Source organism: Streptomyces sp. NRRL S-378, assembly GCF_000720645.1.
GTDB lineage: Bacteria > Actinomycetota > Actinomycetes > Streptomycetales > Streptomycetaceae > Streptomyces.
Genome location: NZ_JOBX01000053.1, coordinates 1 through 18,266, shown reverse-complemented (window position 1 = coordinate 18,266; position 18,266 = coordinate 1). Strand labels below are relative to the sequence as shown.

21 protein-coding genes are annotated in these 18,266 nt (G+C 70.3%); 5 read left to right on the top strand and 16 right to left on the bottom strand.

Going from position 1 to position 18,266, the window contains the following annotated elements:
* Nucleotides 1-13 precede the first annotated feature (13 nt).
* The 11 genes from glgX to IH80_RS0129265 are packed head-to-tail and all read right to left on the bottom strand — an operon-like array spanning nt 14 to nt 10,903.
* The gene (gene glgX / locus IH80_RS0129315; protein ID WP_030964502.1) at nt 14-2,161 is read right to left on the bottom strand and encodes a glycogen debranching protein GlgX; all 2,148 of its coding nucleotides are present in this window, start codon (nt 2,159-2,161) and stop codon (nt 14-16) included.
* Nucleotides 2,158-2,502, bottom strand: coding sequence for an STAS domain-containing protein (locus IH80_RS0129310; RefSeq protein ID WP_030964501.1), 345 nt, complete (start codon nt 2,500-2,502; stop codon nt 2,158-2,160). The genes glgX and IH80_RS0129310 overlap by 4 nt, the downstream gene beginning before the upstream one ends.
* A gap of 37 nt (nt 2,503-2,539) precedes the next feature.
* The gene (locus IH80_RS0129305; RefSeq protein WP_030964499.1) at nt 2,540-4,363 is read right to left on the bottom strand and encodes an AGE family epimerase/isomerase; all 1,824 of its coding nucleotides are present in this window, start codon (nt 4,361-4,363) and stop codon (nt 2,540-2,542) included.
* A gap of 1 nt (nt 4,364) precedes the next feature.
* Nucleotides 4,365-4,802: a VOC family protein gene (locus IH80_RS0129300; RefSeq protein WP_030964498.1), complete on the bottom strand. Its 438-nt coding sequence runs from the start codon at nt 4,800-4,802 to the stop codon at nt 4,365-4,367.
* Nucleotides 4,802-5,413, bottom strand: a complete 612-nt coding sequence (locus IH80_RS0129295) for a DJ-1/PfpI family protein (protein WP_030964497.1) — start codon at nt 5,411-5,413, stop codon at nt 4,802-4,804. Before IH80_RS0129295 ends, IH80_RS0129300 begins: the two co-directional genes overlap by 1 nt.
* Nucleotides 5,406-7,010: a GMC family oxidoreductase gene (locus IH80_RS0129290; RefSeq protein WP_030964496.1), complete on the bottom strand. Its 1,605-nt coding sequence runs from the start codon at nt 7,008-7,010 to the stop codon at nt 5,406-5,408. The genes IH80_RS0129295 and IH80_RS0129290 overlap by 8 nt, the downstream gene beginning before the upstream one ends.
* 10 nt (nt 7,011-7,020) lie before the next feature.
* Complete coding sequence (locus tag IH80_RS0129285; RefSeq protein WP_030964494.1) at nt 7,021-7,392, bottom strand: nuclear transport factor 2 family protein; 372 nt, start codon at nt 7,390-7,392, stop codon at nt 7,021-7,023.
* 15 nt (nt 7,393-7,407) lie between these two features.
* Nucleotides 7,408-7,863, bottom strand: a complete 456-nt coding sequence (locus IH80_RS0129280) for a nuclear transport factor 2 family protein (protein WP_030964493.1) — start codon at nt 7,861-7,863, stop codon at nt 7,408-7,410.
* 40 nt (nt 7,864-7,903) lie between these two features.
* Complete coding sequence (locus tag IH80_RS0129275) at nt 7,904-8,338, bottom strand: nuclear transport factor 2 family protein (RefSeq protein WP_030964492.1); 435 nt, start codon at nt 8,336-8,338, stop codon at nt 7,904-7,906.
* 57 nt (nt 8,339-8,395) lie between these two features.
* Nucleotides 8,396-10,036 carry a thiamine pyrophosphate-binding protein gene (locus tag IH80_RS0129270; protein WP_030964490.1) on the bottom strand — a complete coding sequence of 547 codons (1,641 nt, stop codon included), beginning with the start codon at nt 10,034-10,036 and terminating at the stop codon, nt 8,396-8,398.
* 42 nt (nt 10,037-10,078) lie between these two features.
* Nucleotides 10,079-10,903 carry a type 1 glutamine amidotransferase domain-containing protein gene (locus tag IH80_RS0129265; protein ID WP_030964488.1) on the bottom strand — a complete coding sequence of 275 codons (825 nt, stop codon included), beginning with the start codon at nt 10,901-10,903 and terminating at the stop codon, nt 10,079-10,081.
* 261 nt (nt 10,904-11,164) lie between these two features.
* Here IH80_RS0129265 and IH80_RS0129260 point away from each other — a divergent pair, with 261 nt between their 5' ends.
* The 5 genes from IH80_RS0129260 to IH80_RS47220 all read left to right on the top strand — a co-directional run bounded on the left by IH80_RS0129260 (nt 11,165) and on the right by IH80_RS47220 (nt 14,628).
* Complete coding sequence (locus IH80_RS0129260; RefSeq protein WP_386392252.1) at nt 11,165-11,464, top strand: UBP-type zinc finger domain-containing protein; 300 nt, start codon at nt 11,165-11,167, stop codon at nt 11,462-11,464.
* Nucleotides 11,461-13,194: an FAD-dependent oxidoreductase gene (locus IH80_RS0129255; protein WP_030964484.1), complete on the top strand. Its 1,734-nt coding sequence runs from the start codon at nt 11,461-11,463 to the stop codon at nt 13,192-13,194. Before IH80_RS0129260 ends, IH80_RS0129255 begins: the two co-directional genes overlap by 4 nt.
* 55 nt (nt 13,195-13,249) lie before the next feature.
* Nucleotides 13,250-13,759: a hypothetical protein gene (locus IH80_RS0129250; protein ID WP_030964483.1), complete on the top strand. Its 510-nt coding sequence runs from the start codon at nt 13,250-13,252 to the stop codon at nt 13,757-13,759.
* A gap of 72 nt (nt 13,760-13,831) precedes the next feature.
* Nucleotides 13,832-14,161 carry a putative quinol monooxygenase gene (locus tag IH80_RS47225; protein ID WP_030964481.1) on the top strand — a complete coding sequence of 110 codons (330 nt, stop codon included), beginning with the start codon at nt 13,832-13,834 and terminating at the stop codon, nt 14,159-14,161.
* Nucleotides 14,158-14,628, top strand: coding sequence for a group II truncated hemoglobin (locus tag IH80_RS47220; protein ID WP_030964480.1), 471 nt, complete (start codon nt 14,158-14,160; stop codon nt 14,626-14,628). The genes IH80_RS47225 and IH80_RS47220 overlap by 4 nt, the downstream gene beginning before the upstream one ends.
* Nucleotides 14,629-14,704: 76 nt before the next feature.
* Here IH80_RS47220 and IH80_RS0129235 read toward each other — a convergent pair whose 3' ends face one another.
* The 5 genes from IH80_RS0129235 to rpe form a co-directional block, all read right to left on the bottom strand.
* The gene (locus IH80_RS0129235; RefSeq protein ID WP_078906798.1) at nt 14,705-15,136 is read right to left on the bottom strand and encodes a barstar family protein; all 432 of its coding nucleotides are present in this window, start codon (nt 15,134-15,136) and stop codon (nt 14,705-14,707) included.
* A complete protein-coding gene (locus IH80_RS0129230; RefSeq protein ID WP_030964477.1) occupies nt 15,133-15,594 on the bottom strand; it encodes a ribonuclease domain-containing protein in 462 nt (153 codons plus the stop codon). Before IH80_RS0129230 ends, IH80_RS0129235 begins: the two co-directional genes overlap by 4 nt.
* A 49-nt stretch (nt 15,595-15,643) precedes the next feature.
* Nucleotides 15,644-15,865, bottom strand: coding sequence for a CarD family transcriptional regulator (locus IH80_RS0129225; RefSeq protein ID WP_030841491.1), 222 nt, complete (start codon nt 15,863-15,865; stop codon nt 15,644-15,646).
* Nucleotides 15,866-16,089: 224 nt separating this feature from the next.
* Nucleotides 16,090-17,139, bottom strand: a complete 1,050-nt coding sequence (locus IH80_RS0129220) for a sugar-binding transcriptional regulator (protein WP_183067549.1) — start codon at nt 17,137-17,139, stop codon at nt 16,090-16,092.
* A gap of 105 nt (nt 17,140-17,244) precedes the next feature.
* Nucleotides 17,245-17,931 (bottom strand): ribulose-phosphate 3-epimerase, encoded by a 687-nt coding sequence (gene rpe / locus IH80_RS0129215; RefSeq protein ID WP_030964474.1) that lies wholly within the window; start codon nt 17,929-17,931, stop codon nt 17,245-17,247.
* Between the last annotated feature and the right edge of the window lie 335 nt (nt 17,932-18,266).

The window sequence follows — 18,266 nt, the reverse complement described above, 5'->3', positions numbered from 1 at the left end:
AGGTCTCCTTCAGTCAGGGCGTGTCGGATGCGTCGGGGTCGTTCGTGCGGCCCACCAGGATCACCACCGACCGCGGGCCGATCAGGTACTTGCCGGCGTTGTCCAGTTCCGGCTCGGCCCCCGGGGTGTGGATGTCGTACGGTGCCTCGGCCCCGGTGTCGGCGAACAGGTGCCAGCTGCGTCCGCCGGGCAGGGCCGGCAGTTCCAGGTCGTGCGACTCCCAGTGCGCGTTCATGGCCACGTACACCACGTCGTCGTCACCGGCGCCGCAGCGGGCGACCGCCACCAGCCGGCTGTCGGCCGACCAGTCGGGCTGCCAGGCCCGTTCCCCGTGCCAGCTGATGTCGGGCAGGCCGAGGTGCTCGCGGACCCGTCCGGTGGGGTGGGAGGTGGAGCGCAGCTCGCGGTGGCGCCTCCGGAAGGCGATCATCTCGCGGGTGAAGCGGAGCAGTTCGGCGTTGTCGTCGACCTGGTCCCAGTCGAACCAGGACAGTTCGTTGTCCTGGCAGTAGGTGTTGTTGTTGCCCTGCTGGGTCCTGCCGACCTCGTCGCCGGAGAGCAGCATCGGGATGCCCTGGCTGGTGAGGAGGATGGCGAGGGCGTTCTTCATCTGCCGGGTGCGCAGGGCGTTGATCTCCGGGTCGTCGGTGGGACCCTCGGCGCCGCAGTTCCAGCTGTTGTTGTCGTTGGCGCCGTCGTTGTTGCCCTCGCCGTTGGCCTCGTTGTGCTTGTCGTTGTAGGAGACCAGGTCGGCGAGGGAGAAGCCGTCGTGCGCGGTCAGGAAGTTGACCGAGGCGGCGGTGCCGCGGCTGGAGTAGAGGTCGGGCGAGCCGGCGATGCGCGTGGCCAGTTCGCCGGTGACTCCGGGGTCGCCCTTGAGGAAGCGGCGCACGGTGTCGCGGTACTTGCCGTTCCACTCCGCCCAGCGGCCGTACGCCGGGAAGTTGCCGACCTCGTAGAGGCCGCCGGCGTCCCAGGCCTCGGCGATGAGCTTGGTGTGCCGCAGGACCGGGTCGTAGGCGAGCAGTTCCAGGAGCGGCGGGTTGGGCAGCGGGGTGCCGTCCAGGGAGCGGCCGAGGATGGCGGCGAGGTCGAAGCGGAACCCGTCGATGTGGTAGTCGGCGACCCAGTGGCGCAGGCAGTCGAGGACGAAGTTGCGCACGACGGGGTGGTTGCAGTTGACCGTGTTGCCGGTGCCGCTGAAGTTGAAGTAGTACCCCTCGGGCGTGAGCATGTAGTAGGTGGCGTTGTCGAGCCCCTTGAAGGAGATCGTCGGCCCCTGCTCGTTGCCCTCGGCGGTGTGGTTGAAGACGACGTCGAGGATGACCTCTATGCCGGCCGCGTGCAGGTCCTTGATCAGGGTGCGGAACTCGTCGCCCTGCATGCCGTAGCGTCCGGTGGCCGCGTAGCCGGCCTTGGGCGCGAAGAAGGAGACGGTGTTGTAGCCCCAGTAGTCGAAGAGCTTCTCGCCCGTCTCCGGGTTGGAGCGCGGGTTGTCGCTCTCGTCGAACTCGAACACGGGCAGCAGTTCGATGCAGTTGACCCCGAGTTCCTTCAGGTACGGGATCTTCTCGCGCAGCCCGGCGAACGTGCCGGGCGCGGTGACGCCCGAGTTGGGGTGCCGGGTGAAGCCGCGCACGTGGGCCTCGTAGACGACGAGGTCCTCGGCGGGGATGCCCAGCGGGGTGTCGTCGCCCCAGTCGAAGTCCTGGAGGCAGACGCGGGAGCGGTACTGGTAGCCGCGGCTGTAGTCCGGCTCCACGCCCCACACGTCACGGCCGGAGATCAGCCGCGCGTAGGGGTCGGAGAGGACCTGGCGGGCGTCGAAGCGGTGGCCGGTGACCGGGTCGTAGGGGCCGTCGGCCCGGTACCCGTACTCGATGTTCTCGTGGTCGAGGCCGAAGACCGTCATGGCGAACACGCTGCCGGTGCGGAATTCCTCGGGGAACTCCAGTTCGGCCATCGGCTCGGGCTCTCCGCGCTTGTAGATGACCAGGGTCATGGAGGTCGCCTGGTCGGAGAAGACGGAGAAGCTGACTCCGCCGGGGACCACGTTGGCCCCGAAGGGGAACGGTTTGCCCGCGCGGACCCGGTACCCGCCCACCTCGTGGGTCGGGTACGCGTCGACGCGCAGGACCTGCTCGGACCGGGTCTCGCTCATCGCGCGACCTTGGCCCTGGCGGCGGCCGCCGCGGCCTCGCCGGTCTCGAAGAAGTCGAGGAAGCCGGTGGCCGACATGACGAACCGGACTTCCTCGCTCACCCCGTACAGGGTGACGGCCACGCCGGCGTGCTGGGCCTCGCGGTAGACGACGAGCAGGGTGCGCAGGCCGGCGCTGGAGACGTAGGTCACCGCCGTGAGGTCGATCCGCAGCGGCTTGCCCTCGCGGACCAGCGGCAGCAGGGCCTGGAGCAGCGTGCCGGACGTCTCGCTGTTGATCTCGCCGGTGGCGACGAGCACGGTGCCCGTCTTGTTCCGGCGTTCCTTGACGTTGAGAGTCATTGCCTTCCCCTCTGGTTGGGGCGCCCCCCGTTGAGCGCTACTTCTTGGCCGTCGGCCGCAGCCGGACCTTGACCCTGACGCGGCTCTGGACGTCGGGCAGGCGCACGGTGAGCGCCTCCGCGTCGAAGTCGGTGTACGGCTTCTCGTCGATTTCCACGGACGCGATCCGCACCGCGCCGGCGGGCAGCAGGTCGGGCGAGACGCGCAGGATCCGGTCGGGCAGGCCGGTCGGGTCGGGCTGGAAGTGGAAGTCCATCTCCCGGCCGTTGATGAGCAGGTTGTTGTAGACGGCGGCGAGGTAGCAGAGCTCCGCCGAGTGGTACATGGACATCGAGTGGCTGCCCTTGAGCCGCTCGGTGCCGAGCAGGTACGGCGTCCCGCCGGCGAGGACGTTGAAGTAGACGGCGCCCTCGTCGTGGTCGAGGAAGAAGGTGTTGTAGAAGGCCTGCGCCTGCCGGGCCTCGCGCAGGTTCGCGTCGCCGCCGACCGTGCCGTTCAGGATGAGGTAGGCGAGGATCGCCTGCTCCTGCTGCCACCAGGCCTTGCGGTCGTGCCAGGCGAAACGATACGTCTCCTGGTCGCCCTGCTTCACGCGCTCCACGACGTCGTACCAGCCGCCGCGCTGCACGTCGCTGCCGACGGCCGGCATGATCTCGCCGATCTTCCTGGCGAGCTCCTCGTACGCCGGCTTGGCCTTCAGCGAGTTCATCCGCATCAGGTTCCAGGCGATCTTCAGGTTGTGGCCGACGACCGCGCGGTCCTGCTGCCAGCTGTGGGCCTTGTCGTGCGACCAGTCGCGCATGAAGCGCTCCTGGACGAAGGGGCTGTTCTTGTAGTCCGGGAACTTGTCCGCGATCGTGTCGAAGGTGTACTCGAGGAAGTCGGCGTACTTCTGCTCGCCCGTCGCCAGGTACAGGTTGATCAGGTAGGCGGGGGCGTGGTCGCCGACCGAGTTCCAGTTCTTGCGCTCGGCGTTCTCGCCGAGGGACTCGTGGTCCGCGCTGAACAGGATCGGGTCGATGTGGGAGTAGTACCCGCCCTGCTCCGGGTCGAAGAAGAACTTGTCGAACAGCCGGATGGTGGCGTCCGCGTCGTTCTTGATCCGGACGTCGCCGGTGACCCGGTAGGTCTGGACGGGGCCGGCCAGCGCGTAGATCTGCTCGTACATCGGGATCGCGTCGTAGTCGTCGGAGAACTCCGAGGTGAACAGCTTGCGCTCGCTGTCCCCGTCGACGCTGATGCCGTGGTACCAGAAGACCACGTCCTCCTCGCCGTCCACGACCCGCATGTGCTTGCGCAGGTACTCCGTGCCGCGCTCGGCGACCTCCAGGTACTCGTCCTTGCCGGTCAGCAGGTAGGCCGAGGCCATGCCGTAGACCAGGCGGGAGATCGTGTCGGTCTCCTGGACGTGGCTGGCGGTCTTGTCACCGCCGAGCCGGATCTCGGTGCGGTACTCGGTGAAGTCCACCGGCCCGTCGCCGAACTGCGCCCGCTTGTAGAAGTCGGCCAGCGACTCGATCTGCTTGATCCACCAGCTGCCCTCCTCGAAGCGGTAGTCCTCGGCGCCGCGGCCCAGGAACACCAGGCGCTTGGCGTCGAAACGGCCGCCGTGCTCCGGGTAGTGGACGCCGTGGACGAAGAGGTACCGGCCCGGCGAGAGCATCTCGTCGATGTGCCCGGACGCGTCGATGTAGGGCTCGTCCAGGTTGCGGACCAGCTCGGCGCTGGGGTCACCGGCCAGCGAGACGTCGAACTCGCGGTCGTCGGAGGTCCTCAGCCGCAGCAGGCGCGTACCGGAGTCGAAGCGGACGACGTAGCCCGCGATGGTGTCGGAGAAGGAGAAGCTCACGGCGTCCGCCATGTCATGCACCGTCCTTGTCGTGAGTGCTGTCGTCCTCGTATCCCTGGCTCACTTCGACGATCACCCCGTCGGGGTCGCGGATCCACACGGTCCGCCAGCCGCAGATGAAGTCGTCGAAGTCCAGCGGCCCCAGGGTCACTTCCGCCGCGTCGCCCAGCTCGGCCAGGAACGCGTCCACGCTGTCGGTCTGGAACGCCAGGTGGCGCATCCGGCCCGGGACCTGCGGCCCGTCGTCGTCCGCGGGGCGGGCCGGTTCGGTCCCACCGGCGGCGAAGAGCTCCAGGTACGCGTCCCCCTTGCGCAGGAACACGATCTGCGTCTCCCCGAGGTCGACCACCCGGGCCCGGGAGAAGCCGAAGTACCGGGTGTAGAACTCCTCGGTGGTCTTCTGGTCCACGCAGTTCAGGCCCACGTGCGACCACCGCAGCCCGGCGGCCATCAGCCGGCCCCCCGGCCCCGCCCGGCCGCGATCAGCTCGATGATCCGGCGGGCGAACAGGTGGTGGTGCGCGCCGGTGCGGCCGGTGACCAGGTCGCCGTCGACGACCACGTCCTCGTCGACGTACTCCCCGCCCATGTTGCGGACGTCGCCGATCAGGTTGTTGTGGCAGACCACCTTGCGGCCGCGGATCTTCCCGGGGATCGAGGACGCCAGCCACATGCCGTGGCAGATGATCCCCTTGAGGACCGTCGGCTCCTCGAAGGCCCGGCGCAGCAGCTCGGTGGCCGGGGCGAGGACGTCCACGTCCTCGGTGTAGCGCAGCCGGTCGGCCACCATGCCCGAGGGCACGATGATCGCGGCGTACCGGCGCAGCTCCTCGTCGCCCAGCCCCTCCAGGGACCGGTTCACGGTGAGGGGGGCCCGGTACTCGTGCCCGGTGAAGGTGAGGGAGCCGTTGCCCCACAGCCGGGTCAGGAAGTCGACCTCGGCGCCCTCCTCGGCGAACCGGTGCCGGTAGTAGAAGATCTCCGGCTCGTAGTAGTCGCTCTCGACCAGGACCGCGATCCGGGTCCCGGACAGGGCGCCCTCGCGCAGGACGGCATCAGACACGGGAGGTCCCCCTCAGGAAGTCCGCCGCGCGCTCGGCGATCATCGCGATGGCGGTGTGGCAGTTGCCCGACGGGACCGCGGGCATCACGCTCGCGTCGACCACGCGCAGGTTGCGCACGCCGTGCACCCGCAGCTCCGGGTCGACGACGGAGAGGTCGTCGACGCCCATGCGGCAGGAGCCGGCCTGGTGGTGGTAGCTCTCCGACTTCTGCTTCACGAAGGTCCGCAGGTCGTCGTCGCTCACGTATCCCGGGCCGGGCTGCAGCTCCTGCTTGTACCAGGGCGAGAACGCCGAGGTCGCGAAGATCTCCCGGGCGATTTTGACGCCCTGCACCATGCGTTCCAGGTCCCACCGGTCGCCCAGGTAGTTCGGGTTGATCAGCGGGTGGGCCAGCGGATCGGCGCTCGCCAGCCTGATCCAGCCGCGCGAGACCGGGCGTACGACGCCGGGCAGGATGGAGACGGTGTTCGGGTGGTCCTTGCCGACGATCACGTCGAAGGGCACGTGGACGAAGGCGATCTGCAGGTCGGGGGCGGGCAGCCCCGGCTGCGAGGACAGGAACAGAGCGCTCTCGGAGAGGTTCTGCGCGGGCGGCGGGAGTTCCTGGGTGACCTCGGCCATCAGCCCGGTCAGGACGTGGTTGTGGAAGTTCTCCCCGACCCCGGGCAGGGCCGCGGTGACTTCGATGCCGTGCTCGCGCAGCTGCTCGGGCCGGCCGATGCCGGAGAGCAGCAGCAGCTTCGGCGACTCGATCGCCCCGGCTGCCACGAGCACCTCGCGCCGGGCCCGTACGGTGTGCGGCCCGGGCGCGGCGGCACGGCTGTGGCCGTCCCGGACGGTCCGGCCGGGGAACTCTGCGGGGGGCTGGAGCTGGACGTACTCGACGCCCGTGCAGGTGTCCCCGTCGACGAGCAGCCGGGTGCTCTGCGCGTTGGTGCGCAGGGTCAGGTTCGGCCGGTCGAGCGCCGGCTCCAGATAGGCGGCCAGGGCTCCCTGGCGGCGGCCGTCGGCCACGTCGATGTGGTGCCAGCCGGTGCCGAACAGGCCGCGCCGGGGCCCGTCGGTGTTGAAGTCGGCGATCTCCTCGTGGCCCAGTTCGACGGCCGCGTCGATGAAGGCGCGGGAGACCGGGTTGGGGCCGTGCAGCCCGGCGTTGGTGACCCGCTGCGGACCGCGGGTGCCGGTGGTGGCTGCGGTGACGTCCTCCTGGCCCTCCAGCAGGGCGAAGTACGGGAGCACGTCCTCGTGCGCCCAGCCGGCCGCCCCCTGGTAGGCCCAGTTGTCGAAGTCCGAGGCGTGGCCGCGGATGTGCATCATGATGTAGAGGTTGCTGCTGCCGCCGGGGGCCTTGCCGCGCGGCTCGTAGGTACGGCGGCCGTCGAGGCCGGGCTGCGGTGTGCTGGTGTAGCCCCAGTCCACGGGACCGCCGAGGAGCTTGTACCAGGAGGACGGGTCGTCCACCTCGGGCGGGATCCGCGAGCCGCCCGCCTCCAGGACGAGGACGGAGACGTCCGGGTCCTCCGAGAGCCGGCTCGCCAGCACGCTGCCCGCGGTGCCCGAGCCCACGACGATGTAGTCGTACTCTTCCACGCTCACCTCAGCCCCCTCAGTCCTGGCTCAGCACCTGGAAGGGGACCGTGTCGTGGTGGTTCGCCATGTAGGCGATCTTTCCGTCCACGATCCGGAAGAAGTTCATGACCTCGGCCTCGATGGGCTCGCCGGAGGCGCTGACCGCGGTCAGGTGGGAGACGGCCGCGGCCTTCTCCCCGTCGACGAGGAAGTGCACGGGCTCGTTGCGGAAGACCCGGTACATGGTCCCCATGCCCTTCATCATCGAGCGGAGCACCTCCAGGCCCTCGATGTGGCCGGCGAGCTGCTCGTCCATGACCTGGTCCTCGGCGAACAGGTCGCACCAGCGGTCCCAGTCCCCGGCGTTGGCGTACTCGTAGTACTTCTGCAGGATCTGTCGTGCGTCCATCGCGCTCATCCCCCTCTATCGGTCCCTGCGGGTTCCGTCCGGCGCGAACGGCGCCCAGAACTGGCTGAAGGCGGTCGCCGAGTCCCCGAAGAGCCCGTCGCGGCCCTCGACGATCCGGCCGTCCCGCCACCGCATGAAGTGGAAGACCGGGTAGTCCATCCGCTCGTACGGGGACCCGCTCGCGTCGGCCGCGCCGGCCCGCAGGGCGACGTTGCGGCACACGTCCGCCGAGCAGTCCTCGCCGACCAGCACCGCCTCCAGGTCCATCCGGAAGGTGCCGCCCGTGAGCTTGTGGGTCTGCCCCATCAGCTCCAGGAAGGCGTCCAGGCTCTCGTACCAGCCGGCCAGGGGGTGGTTGCCCGGCACCAGCCAGCGCAGGTCCTCGGAGTAGTACTCCAGGATCCGTGCCCGGTCGCCGGAGCCGAGGGCCGCGTAGGCCTCCCGGACCCGCTCCCGCGTCACTTCGGTCATCGTCGCTCCTCCTTCACCGCGGTCGCGGTCACGGTCTCGGTCACAGGGAGCCGGAACCGGGCATCGGGGCGAGGTCGTTGACGGTGTACTGCTGGATCAGGGGTCCGTCGGGGCCGGCGACGACCGTCCAGGTCTGGTCGGCATCGAAGCCGAGCCACTGGCTGCGGGCGGCCGGCGGGTCCCAGATCTTGGCCTGCCAGTTGACGAGGACCCGGACGACCGCCCGGTCGCCCTCGATGACGGGCTCCACCTTCGTGACCGTGTGCACCTCGTCGAAGAAGCGGTGGGTGACGGCCTCGTACCAGCGGCCGAAGCCCTCGTGTCCGAGGAAGGTGTCCTCGGGGACCTTGAACTCCAGGTCCTCGGTGATCAGGGCGAGCACGTCGGCCAGGCCCACGTGCCGGTCCAGCGCCACGTACCAGTTCTCGGCGAAAGTGCGGATCGCGTCCTCGGTCAGCTGCCGCTCGGCGGGCATGCGGTCTCCTCCTCTTCCGTCTGTTGCGCCTGTTGCGCCTGTTGCGTTGGCGTGCGGTCAGATCTGGACGTCGACGAGGAACGGCCCGGGGTGGGACAGCATCCGGCCCACCGCGGCGACCGCCTCGTCCGGCTTCTCCACCCGCATCCCGCCGGCGCCGAGCGAGCGGGCCAGTCCGGCGAAGTCGATCTCGGGGTGCGAGAGGTCGAAGGAGCCCGGGAAGCCGTGCTCGGGGATGTCCCGCTCCCGCCAGTACTGGGCGATGTTGTCGTCCAGCAGCCGGTACTTGCGGTTGTTGCACACGACGAACTTCGCGTCGATGCCGTGCCGGGCAGCGGTCCACAGCGCCTGGTAGGTGTACATGGACCCGCCGTCGCCCGCGAAGCCCACGACGAGCCGGTCCGGGCGGGCCAGCTTCGCGCCGACCGCCCCGGGGAAGCCCACGCCGAGCGATCCGCCCCGGGTGAGGTGGTAGTCGCCGGGGCGCTCCGCCGGCAGGTACCGGGTGACCAGCGGCGAGGTGGTCAGCGCCTCGTCGAAGACGATCAGGTCCCTGCCGGTGCGCTCGGCCAGGGTCCGCAGGAAGACGGCCATCGGCGTGCCGTCGTCCTCCGCGGCCGCGCCCGCGGCCCGGGCCCGCTCCCGGGTCCGTATGTCGAGCCGGGCGGCCGCGGCGGCCCGGCGCTGCGGGGTCAGCTGCCGCTCCAGCACCCCGGCCAGCGCGTGCAGCGCCTGCCGGGGGTCGGCGGCGAGGCCCAGGTCCACCGGGTGGTTCTTGGCGATCTCATAGGCGTTGAGGTCGATGTGGACGACCTTCGCTCCCGCCCGGAAGGGGCTCGCCAGCTCGGGGAACACCTCCGGGAAGACGTAGGTGCCCACGATCAGCACCCCGTCGGCGTCACCGATGAGCTCCTTGCTGTGCGGGCCGAACATGTGGCCCGTCTGGCCGCGCCGCAGCGGGTGCGAGGCCGCGATGTTCACCTCGGAGGAGTCGACCTCGTACACGTCGGCGCCCAGCAGCTCGGCGACGGCGACGAGCTCGCGCTGCGCCCCGGAGAGCGCCACCCCGTCCCCGACCAGCACGACCGGCCGCTCGGCGGAGGCGAGCAGTCCGGCCGCCCGGCCCACCGACGCCGGCGAGGGCGCCACGTCCGTGAGCGGGACGGTGGCCGGCAGCACGGGCTCGGAGTTGAGCTCGTCCAGCACGTCCATCGGCAGCGCGACGAACACGGGCCCGCGGGGCGGGGTGAGCGCGATCTTCACAGCCCGCCGGACGGTGCGCAGCACGGACCGGGGATCGGTGACGCGCGTCGCGTACTTGGTGACGGGCCTGGCCATCGCGACCAGGTCGGACGCCATCTGGGCGTCCATGGCGTCGTAGCGCACCCCGGCGTCGCCGGCGACGACGACGAGCGGGGTGTGGCCGCGCAGCGACTGGTAGAGCATCCCGATGCCGTTTCCGAGACCCACCCCGGAGTGGAGCTGGAGGAGGGCCGCGCCGCCGGTCGCCCGGGCGTACCCGTCGGCGATGCCGGCGGCCACGGTCTCCTGGAGGGCGAGGACGTACCGGAAGTCCTCCGCGGCGTCCACCGCGTCGAGGAATCCCTGTTCCACCGTCCCCGGATTTCCGAACATCACCTTCAGGCCGTCGGCCTTGAACTGCTCGATCAGCCTTTCCCGTCCGGGAGTGGCATCCATGAATTCCCCCTCGACCATTCGATTTCCCGGCGCGTTCCGGGACTACCAGCCGTATCGGGTGAGCCCGTCCTCCAGGACCTCTACGATCTTCTGTCCCGTCAGATAGGAGTCGGGGGTGGAACGTCCGGTGACGAAGGGGAAGTCGACGATCACCGAGACGGGTTTGCCGAAGTTCCCGTGGTACGCGCCGCGCGGCCCCGTCGCGTCACGCAGGATGTACTCCAGCGGATACGGCGGCGGCCCCATGTTGAAGTCGGTACCGAGGAATCCGGTGCCGTCCTTGTAGTCGTACTCCTTGCAGTGGCCGGTCACGTGCTTGCCCCAGATGATGCTCCTGCGGTCGTCCCAGTCCCGGGCGAAGGCCAGGCAGGCGACCCCGTAGCACTCGGCGGCCACGACCTTGCCGGCCTTCCGGAAGGCCAGGATCAGGGCGTGCACGCGCTCGTTGTTGGCGAGGTCGGCGATGGGGCCGCTGCCGCCGACGATGAGGACCGCGTCGTACCCGGCGATGTCGGCGTCGAGTTTGTCGAGGTCGCGGTGGTACTGCTCCAGCTTGGGCAGGTAGGCCGCGTCGCTCGTGTACGGGCGCTCGGGCACCCACGCCTCGATGTCGAGCGGTGAGTCCAGCCGGCTCGACTGTTCGAACTCCCGCCCCAGCCTGGCGTTCTCCTCGGTGGTCACCGAGCGTCCGAGGGGCGGGTCGATGTACTTCGCGTCGAGGCTCGGCGGAAGAGCGTGTGCACGCTTCCCGGTCGGCGTGGCGAATATGACCTCGTAGCCCCGCTCGTCGAACTTCGAGACGGGTCCTATCAGTTCTTCGGCCCAGTAACCGTGTTCGGAGACAATGACCAGAATCTTTCTGCTCACGTATTCCTCCAGCGCCGCCTGTTGTCGTTGGCGTTCCCCACACTGGCCGGGCCCCGGGCCTTCGTCAAAGCGCTGGCATGCGACTTCGTGAGGTAGCGGTACAGGCGACGGCGGCACTTCAGGAAGTCGTTCGAGAACGTCATGAAGTACCTCCAGGACTACCTGACTTCGGCCGAATCGGTGAACCATTTCGCGGGGCCCGTCCTAAGGTCTGGACGCGCCGTGAATCGCGGGCGCGCGAGCCGTGTTGCTGTGACGAGCATGAGCACGAGGAGAGGGACGGCGACGATGACGATGGACCTGCTGTGCACACACATCGATCAGATACGCCCGGTGGAGCCCACCGCGGCGGGCTGTGAGGAGTGCCTCCTCGCCGGCGACACCTGGGTGCACCTGAGGCTGTGCCTGACCTGCGGACACGTCGGGTGCTGCGACTCGTCGAAGAACCGTCACGCCACCCGGCACTACCGGACCACCGAGCACCCGATCGCGGCCTCCCACGAGCCGGGCGAGGACTGGGCGTGGTGCTACACCGACAAGCTGATGCTGGACCCCGCATGAGCACGGCCCGGGAGAGCTCCCCCGCGCCCGCGGCCCCCGCCGCGTCCCCGGCCGCCGCCGAGCGTGCGGAGAGCCGCAAGCCGGTGATCCTGGCCGTCGACGACGACCCGCAGGTGCTGCGCGCCGTCCGCCGGGACCTGCGCAGCGCCTACGGCGACCGCTACCGGGTCCTCGGCGCCTCCTCGGCCGCCGACGCCCTGAAGATCCTCGACTCCCTCGACGAGCGGGGCCACGACCCGGCCCTGTTCCTCGTGGACCAGCGCATGCCGGACGTGACCGGCGTCGAGTTCCTGCTGGAGGCGGTCAGCCGCTTCCCGGACGCCCGCCGGGTGCTCCTGACCGCGTACGCCGAGACCGACGCGGCGATCACCGCGATCAACCGGGTCCGGCTGGACTACTACCTGCTCAAACCGTGGGACCCGCCGCACGAACGGCTCTTCCCCGTCCTGGACGACCTGCTCTCGGACTGGCTGGCGACCTACCGGCCCGCCTACGACGGGATCATCGTCGCCGGCCACCTGGTCTCCCCCGGCACCCACGCCGTACGGGACTTCTTCACCCGCAACGGGCAGCCGTTCCGCTTCCTCAACGTCGAACGGGACCCCGAGGCGCTGACCCTGATCGCCGCCCAGCCCGACGGCGCCCTGCCCCTGGTCCGCTTCCCCGACGGGTCGGTGCTCTCGGCACCGACCGACACCCAGCTCGCCCAGCGCCTGGGCCTGGCCACCACCGCCTCCCGCCCGCACTACGAGTGCGTCATCGTCGGCGCGGGCCCCGCGGGCCTGGCGGCCGGCGTCTACTCGGCCTCCGAGGGCCTGTCCACGCTGATGCTGGACTCCCGCGCCCCGGGCGGCCAGGCCGGCACCTCCAGCCTGATCGAGAACTACCTCGGCTTCCCCTCGGGCCTCTCGGGCGGCGACCTGACCCGCCGGGCGACCATCCAGGCCTCCCGGTTCGGCGCCGAGATCCTGCACCCGGTGGAGGTGGTCTCGCTGACCCGGGACGACCCGGCGAAGATCCTCACCCTCGCCGACGGCACGGAGATCTCCGCCGAGACGGTCCTGCTCGCGACCGGCGTCTCCTACAACCGGCTCGACGCGCCGGGCGCCGACCGCTTCGAGGGGGCCGGCCTCTACTACGGGGCGGCGACCACCGAGAGCTCGGCCTGCATCTCCCAGCACGTGTTCATCGTCGGCGGGGCGAACTCGGCGGGGCAGGCCGCCGTGCACTTCGCCAAGTACGCCGCCCGCGTGACGATCCTGGTGCGCGCGTCCTCCCTGGACGCGAGCATGTCCCGCTACCTGATCGACGAGATCGAACGCACCCCGAACATCGAGGTCAAGGTCCGCACCACGGTGGTCCGGCTGGACGGCGAGGAGCACCTCGAACGGTTGACCCTCCACGACGCGGAGACGGGCCACGACACCGAGATCCCGGCGCGCTTCATGTTCACCTTCATCGGGGCCCGCCCGCACACCGACTGGCTCGCGGGCGTCGTCGAGCGGGACGAGTACGGCTTCGTCCTCACCGGTTCGGACCTGATCACGAACGGCGGCGAGCTCCCGGCCGAGTGGAGCCTGGAGCGCGCGCCCTACCCCCTGGAGACGAGCGTGCCCGGCGTCTTCGCGGCGGGCGACGTCCGCGCCCACTCGGTCAAACGGGTCGCGTCGGGCGTGGGCGAAGGGGCCATGGCCGTCTCACTGATCCACCGCTACCGCTCGATGGGCTGAGAGCGAACGCCCCGGTCCTTGTGATCAAGGCCGGGGCGGATGCAACGTTGATTACATGATTACAGCCGAACAGAGCGAACAGCTCCGCGCGTGGTTCGCCGAGCGCCTGCCGGTCGACGTGTACGAGTCCCTCGACTCGGTCACCGTCGACCGCGAGGAGATCACGGTCGTCGGCACCGCCCCGGCGAACGAGTCGGTACGGGCGTTCCGCGAACGCACCCGCGAACAGCGCATCGAGGTGGCCCGCGAGGCCGAGGAGCTCTACCGTCGCAAGGTCGCCTGGGGCGTGAGGGTGGGTGACGAGACGACCCTCTTCACCCACCTCGCCGTCCCCGTCATGACCCGGCTGCGCCAGTCCGAGCGCCAGGTCCTCGACACCCTGGTCGCCGGCGGCGTCGCCCGCAGCCGCGCCGACGCACTGGCCTGGTGCGTACGCCTCGTCGGGCGCAACACCGACAGCTGGCTGACGGAGCTGCGCGAATCCCTGGACCAGGTGGGCCGGGTCCGCGCCCAGGGTCCCGACGTCTCCGGCACGACCGACTCCATGAAGTCCGGGTCCGAATGACGAATCCGCCCCATGGCGTCGCGTGATCGCGTAAGGCTGACCGAGACCTACACCCAGGGAGAGGTACGCACCATGACGACCACCGTCGAATACATCCGCTACCGGATCGCATTGGACGACCAGGAGGCCTTCGAGGACGCGTACGCCCGGGCGGCCGAGTCCCTGGCCGCCTCGCCCGAGTGCATCGACTACGAACTCGCCCGGTGCGAGGAGGAGAAGGAGCGCTACATCCTCCGGATCCGCTGGACCTCGATCGAGGCGCACCTGGGCGGCTTCCGCAAGGGGGAGCACTTCCCGGCCTTCTTCAGCGCGATCCGCCCGTACGTGACGGCCATCGAGGAGATGCAGCACTACCTCGTGACGGGCGTCGTGGGCACGGGAAAGGGCGCCGGACAGCGATGAGCACCACACCCACCATCTACGAGTGGATGGGCGGGGCGGAGGCGATGAACCGCCTCACCGACGCCTTCTACGCCCACGCCCTCCAGGACGAGATCCTGGCCCCGGTCTTCGCGGGCATGGACTCGGAGCACCCCCAGCACGTCGCGGTCTGGCTGTCGGAGGTCTTCGGCGGCCCGGCGGACTACACCGCCCACCACGGCGGCCACCAGCACATGGCCACCAAGCACCTGGGCCGGGCGATCACCGAGAAGCAGCGCCGCCGCTGGGTGGACCTGCTGATGGACACGGCCGACGAGGTCGGCCTCCCGACGGACCCGGAGTTCCGCGGGGTGTTCGCCTACTACATCGAGTGGGGCACCCGCATGGCCCTGATCTACTCGGGTCCCAACCCGCCGCCGGTCGACGCGGCCAAGATCCCGGTCTGGTCCTGGGGCCAGACGCCACCCTGGATCCCGAAGACGGACTGAGAACCCGGAACCGGGTGGCTCCGGGCCACCCGGTTCCCTCCGCCCCGGCCCCGCTTCCTCACCCCCGCCGCACCCTTCAGCCCCGCCGGCGCCTGAGGCGCGGGGCCCGGGGCGGAACCCCGGCAGCGGGCCCGCGCCTGGGCTCGGGCTCCGGCTCCGCCAGCACCACGGTGAGCCCGGAATCCTGCTCCCGCCAGAAGTCCACGGCCTCCTCCAGGACCTCCACCAACGTCTCCCACTCCGCAGGCCGCGCCCCCGCGTACCCACGCCACGACGTGACGGCGACCAGCCGCCCCGCCGCCTCCGGGAACCAGGACAGGTCCTGCAGGACATCGGCCAGCGCGTCCCAGTTCCCGCCGAACCACTCCGGCAGCCGCATGGCCTCCCCGCACCGCCTCATCAGCTCGGCCTTGCCCCGTACGCCGTCCAGGTCCAGCCGTACGGTCGTCCAGCCCGCGGCCTCGGCGGCTGCGAGGGCCGGGGCGAGCGGCTGCGGATGCAGGGTCATCGGAGAACCGCCTTGAAGGTCTGGTAGTGGTCGTCCGTGTAGTAGAACTCCCCGCCCTCACCCGTCACGATCCGCCGGGCCCCGCGGTCCCGCTCCCCCGGCGTGCGCACCGTGAACTCGTGGTAGTAGCCGCGCTTGTGGCGCGGCAAGGCCTTCTCGAAGTTCCCGAAGACGGTGCCGTCCTGCCGGTACGGGTACGGGCCGCCCTTGTCGATGAGCGCGAGGACGTCCTGCGCCTGCCGCGGCAGCGCTTCGGCGCGCACGACGGCCATCCCCTGCGCCCAGCCCGGAACCGCGTCGGGTGCGGCGCTGGGAGCCGCACTGAGCTCGGCGCTGCCGCTGGCGACGGCGGGGCCGGGTCTCTGCGCACCACAGCCCGCCGTCGCGACGAGCGCGACACAGAGGAACACGGCCCCCAGTGAACACGACAACCATCGGGGCATGTTCCGGAAGATCATGCGCCGATGGTGCCAAATATCCGATTCGCCCGCGAATCGCTCGGTCGCGTCAGAGCGCGGCCATCTTGCTGTAGGGACTCAGGATGCGCTTCTGGACCGAACCGAAGTCGACGAGAACGGCGATCCCCTCCTCGATTCCGACGACACGGCCGAGGCCGTGCTCGTCGTGAGTGACCCGATCGCCGACGCTGAACTGCCGGATGGGCTGTTCCACGGGGGCTTTGAACGGGCTGGACGGCAAATGGCGGCGAGGAACTGCTGATTTTGTCATTGCATTCAGTATGCGCCCCGCGGGCCGCCGCGCGGCGGCCCTTCGGATCTCGATCCGGGCAACATCCGCATCAGCGGCACCCCGGAGCAGGTGTACGTCCGCGCCGAACCCGCTCCATCCCGCTCCGGTCCCCCTCCGCGGGCACCCAGGAACGACCCGACGCACCACGGGCCCGGCCGGGCCCGCGCTCCTCCGTACGCGGCGCAGCGGCCCCGCGCCGGGTCCTACAGGTCGTCGGGGTCGGCCCGGTCCAGCGCCGGCCGCAGCCCTGGAGCCGACTCGGTCAGCAGGTAGTCGGCGACCGCCGTGTCCGTGACCAGGCTGGTCACCAGCCCCGACCGCAGCACCGCGCCGATCGCCGAGGCCTTGCGCAGCCCGCCCGCGATCGCCACGACCTCGGGGATCCGCCGAAGCCGGTCCGCCTCGACGGTGATGCACCGCTCGCCGAGGTCCCGGCCGACGCGCCGGCCCTCGGCGTCGAAGAGGTGGGCGGACATCTCGGCCGCGACACCCAGCGAGGCGTAGTGCGCCCGCTCCTCGTCCGTCAGCATGTCGTGGACGGTCGAGATGCCCGGCTCCCACGAACCGATGGAGACGGCCGCGACCGTCACCTTGTCGAAGTAGTCGAAGGCGCGGGCGATCCCCGTCTGGCTGCGCAGCGCGGCTGCCGTCGCCGGGTCGGGGAGCAGCATGGGCGCGTAAATCGGGTGCGCGTCGCCGCCCGACACCTGTGCGGCCCTGCGTACGGCCTCGACCGAACCGCGCTCCGCCGTCCCCGCGTCGTACACGCCGGTCAGCTGGACCACGGTGCACTGCGGGAGGCGGTGCAGGGAGGCGGCCATGTGGATGGTCGACCGGCCCCACGCGAGACCCAGTACGTCTCCCTCGCTGACCAGTTCGCCCAGCAGGTCGGCGGCGACCGCGCCCAGGTTCTCCGGGTCCGGGGCGTCCTCGGTGGTGTCGGCGGGCGACTCCACCACGACGGCGTGCCGGAGCCCGTACCGGGCCCGGAGCGCGTCCGACCGCTCGGCGTCGAGCTCGGCCGGCACCCGGATCTCGATGCGCACGAGGTCGCGTTCGAGGGCGGTTTCCAGCACCCTGGCCACCTTGAAGCGGCTCACGCCGAACTCCTCGGCGATCTGGATCTTGGACTTGCCCTCCAGGTAGAAGCGGCGCGCCATGGCCGCCGCCTGCACCAGCTCCGCGGGTCCCATCCGCAGGGCTGACCGTCCCGCCGACATTGCAGACACCGCGTTCTCCTCACTGCTGTTCACACTCTCGTGTTCACACTCTCGACTCGTCGTTCATCCTGTCAGATCCGACGGCCGTTGATCAGCCTGGACAGCTCCCGTTCACCGAGCTGTTCATCAATGCTCGGCTCAGTGGTCACAAGCCCACGGCGCCGCCGCGATCGCCGCACCCGCCTGGTCACGCAGCGTGCGGACGGCGGCCGCCGGATCGACCGCCCCGTAGACCGCGCTGCCCGCCACGAAGACGTCCGCGCCGGCCTCGGCGCAGCGCTCGATGGTCGAGGCCGACACCCCGCCGTCGACCTGGAGCCACAGCTCCAGACCGTGCTTGGCGATCAGCTCCCGAGTGCGGCGGATCTTGGGGAGCATGATGTCGAGAAAGGGCTGGCCGCCGAAGCCCGGCTCGACCGTCATGATCAGCAGCATGTCGAGCTCGGGGAGGATGTCCTCGTACTGCTCGATCGGCGTGGCGGGCTTGAGCGCCATGGAGGCCCGCGCCCCCTTCGCCCGGATCTCCCGCGCGAGGCGCACGGGCGCCGCCGCGGCCTCGGCGTGGAAGGTGACCGAGCCCGCACCCGCCTCCACGTACTGCGGAGCCCAGCGGTCCGGGTTCTCGATCATCAGGTGCAGGTCCAGCGGGATGTCCGTGGCACGGCTCAAGGACTCCACGACCGGGATACCGAGGGTGAGGTTCGGGACGAAGTGGTTGTCCATGACGTCGACGTGCAGCCAGTCGGCCCCCTCGACGGCCTTCGCCTCCTCGGCGAGACGGGCGAAGTCGGCGGACAGGATGCTGGGATAAATCTGAGCGGCCATGCCCCAAGCCTGCCATGCCTGCAGCCGGTTCCGGCCACGACCCCGCAAGTCAGGATCCACTCAGCATCGCTAAACAGATCACGAGCAACCCTTAACCCACCCTTACAGATCCACTGCGCCCTTGCACCGGGGCAGGGCGAGCGGCGGCACGCCGGTGCGGGCCGGAAAGCACGGGCGGGTGCAGGGGCGGCGGTGGGTGGTGCGGTGGTAGGACGGCGGGGCGGTGGTGGGGCGGTGAGGCGGTGGTGGGGCGGTGAGGCGGTGGTCAGGCCAGGCGGTGGTCAGGCCAGGCGGTGGTCAGGCCAGGCGGTGGTCAGGCCAGGCGGTGGTCAGGC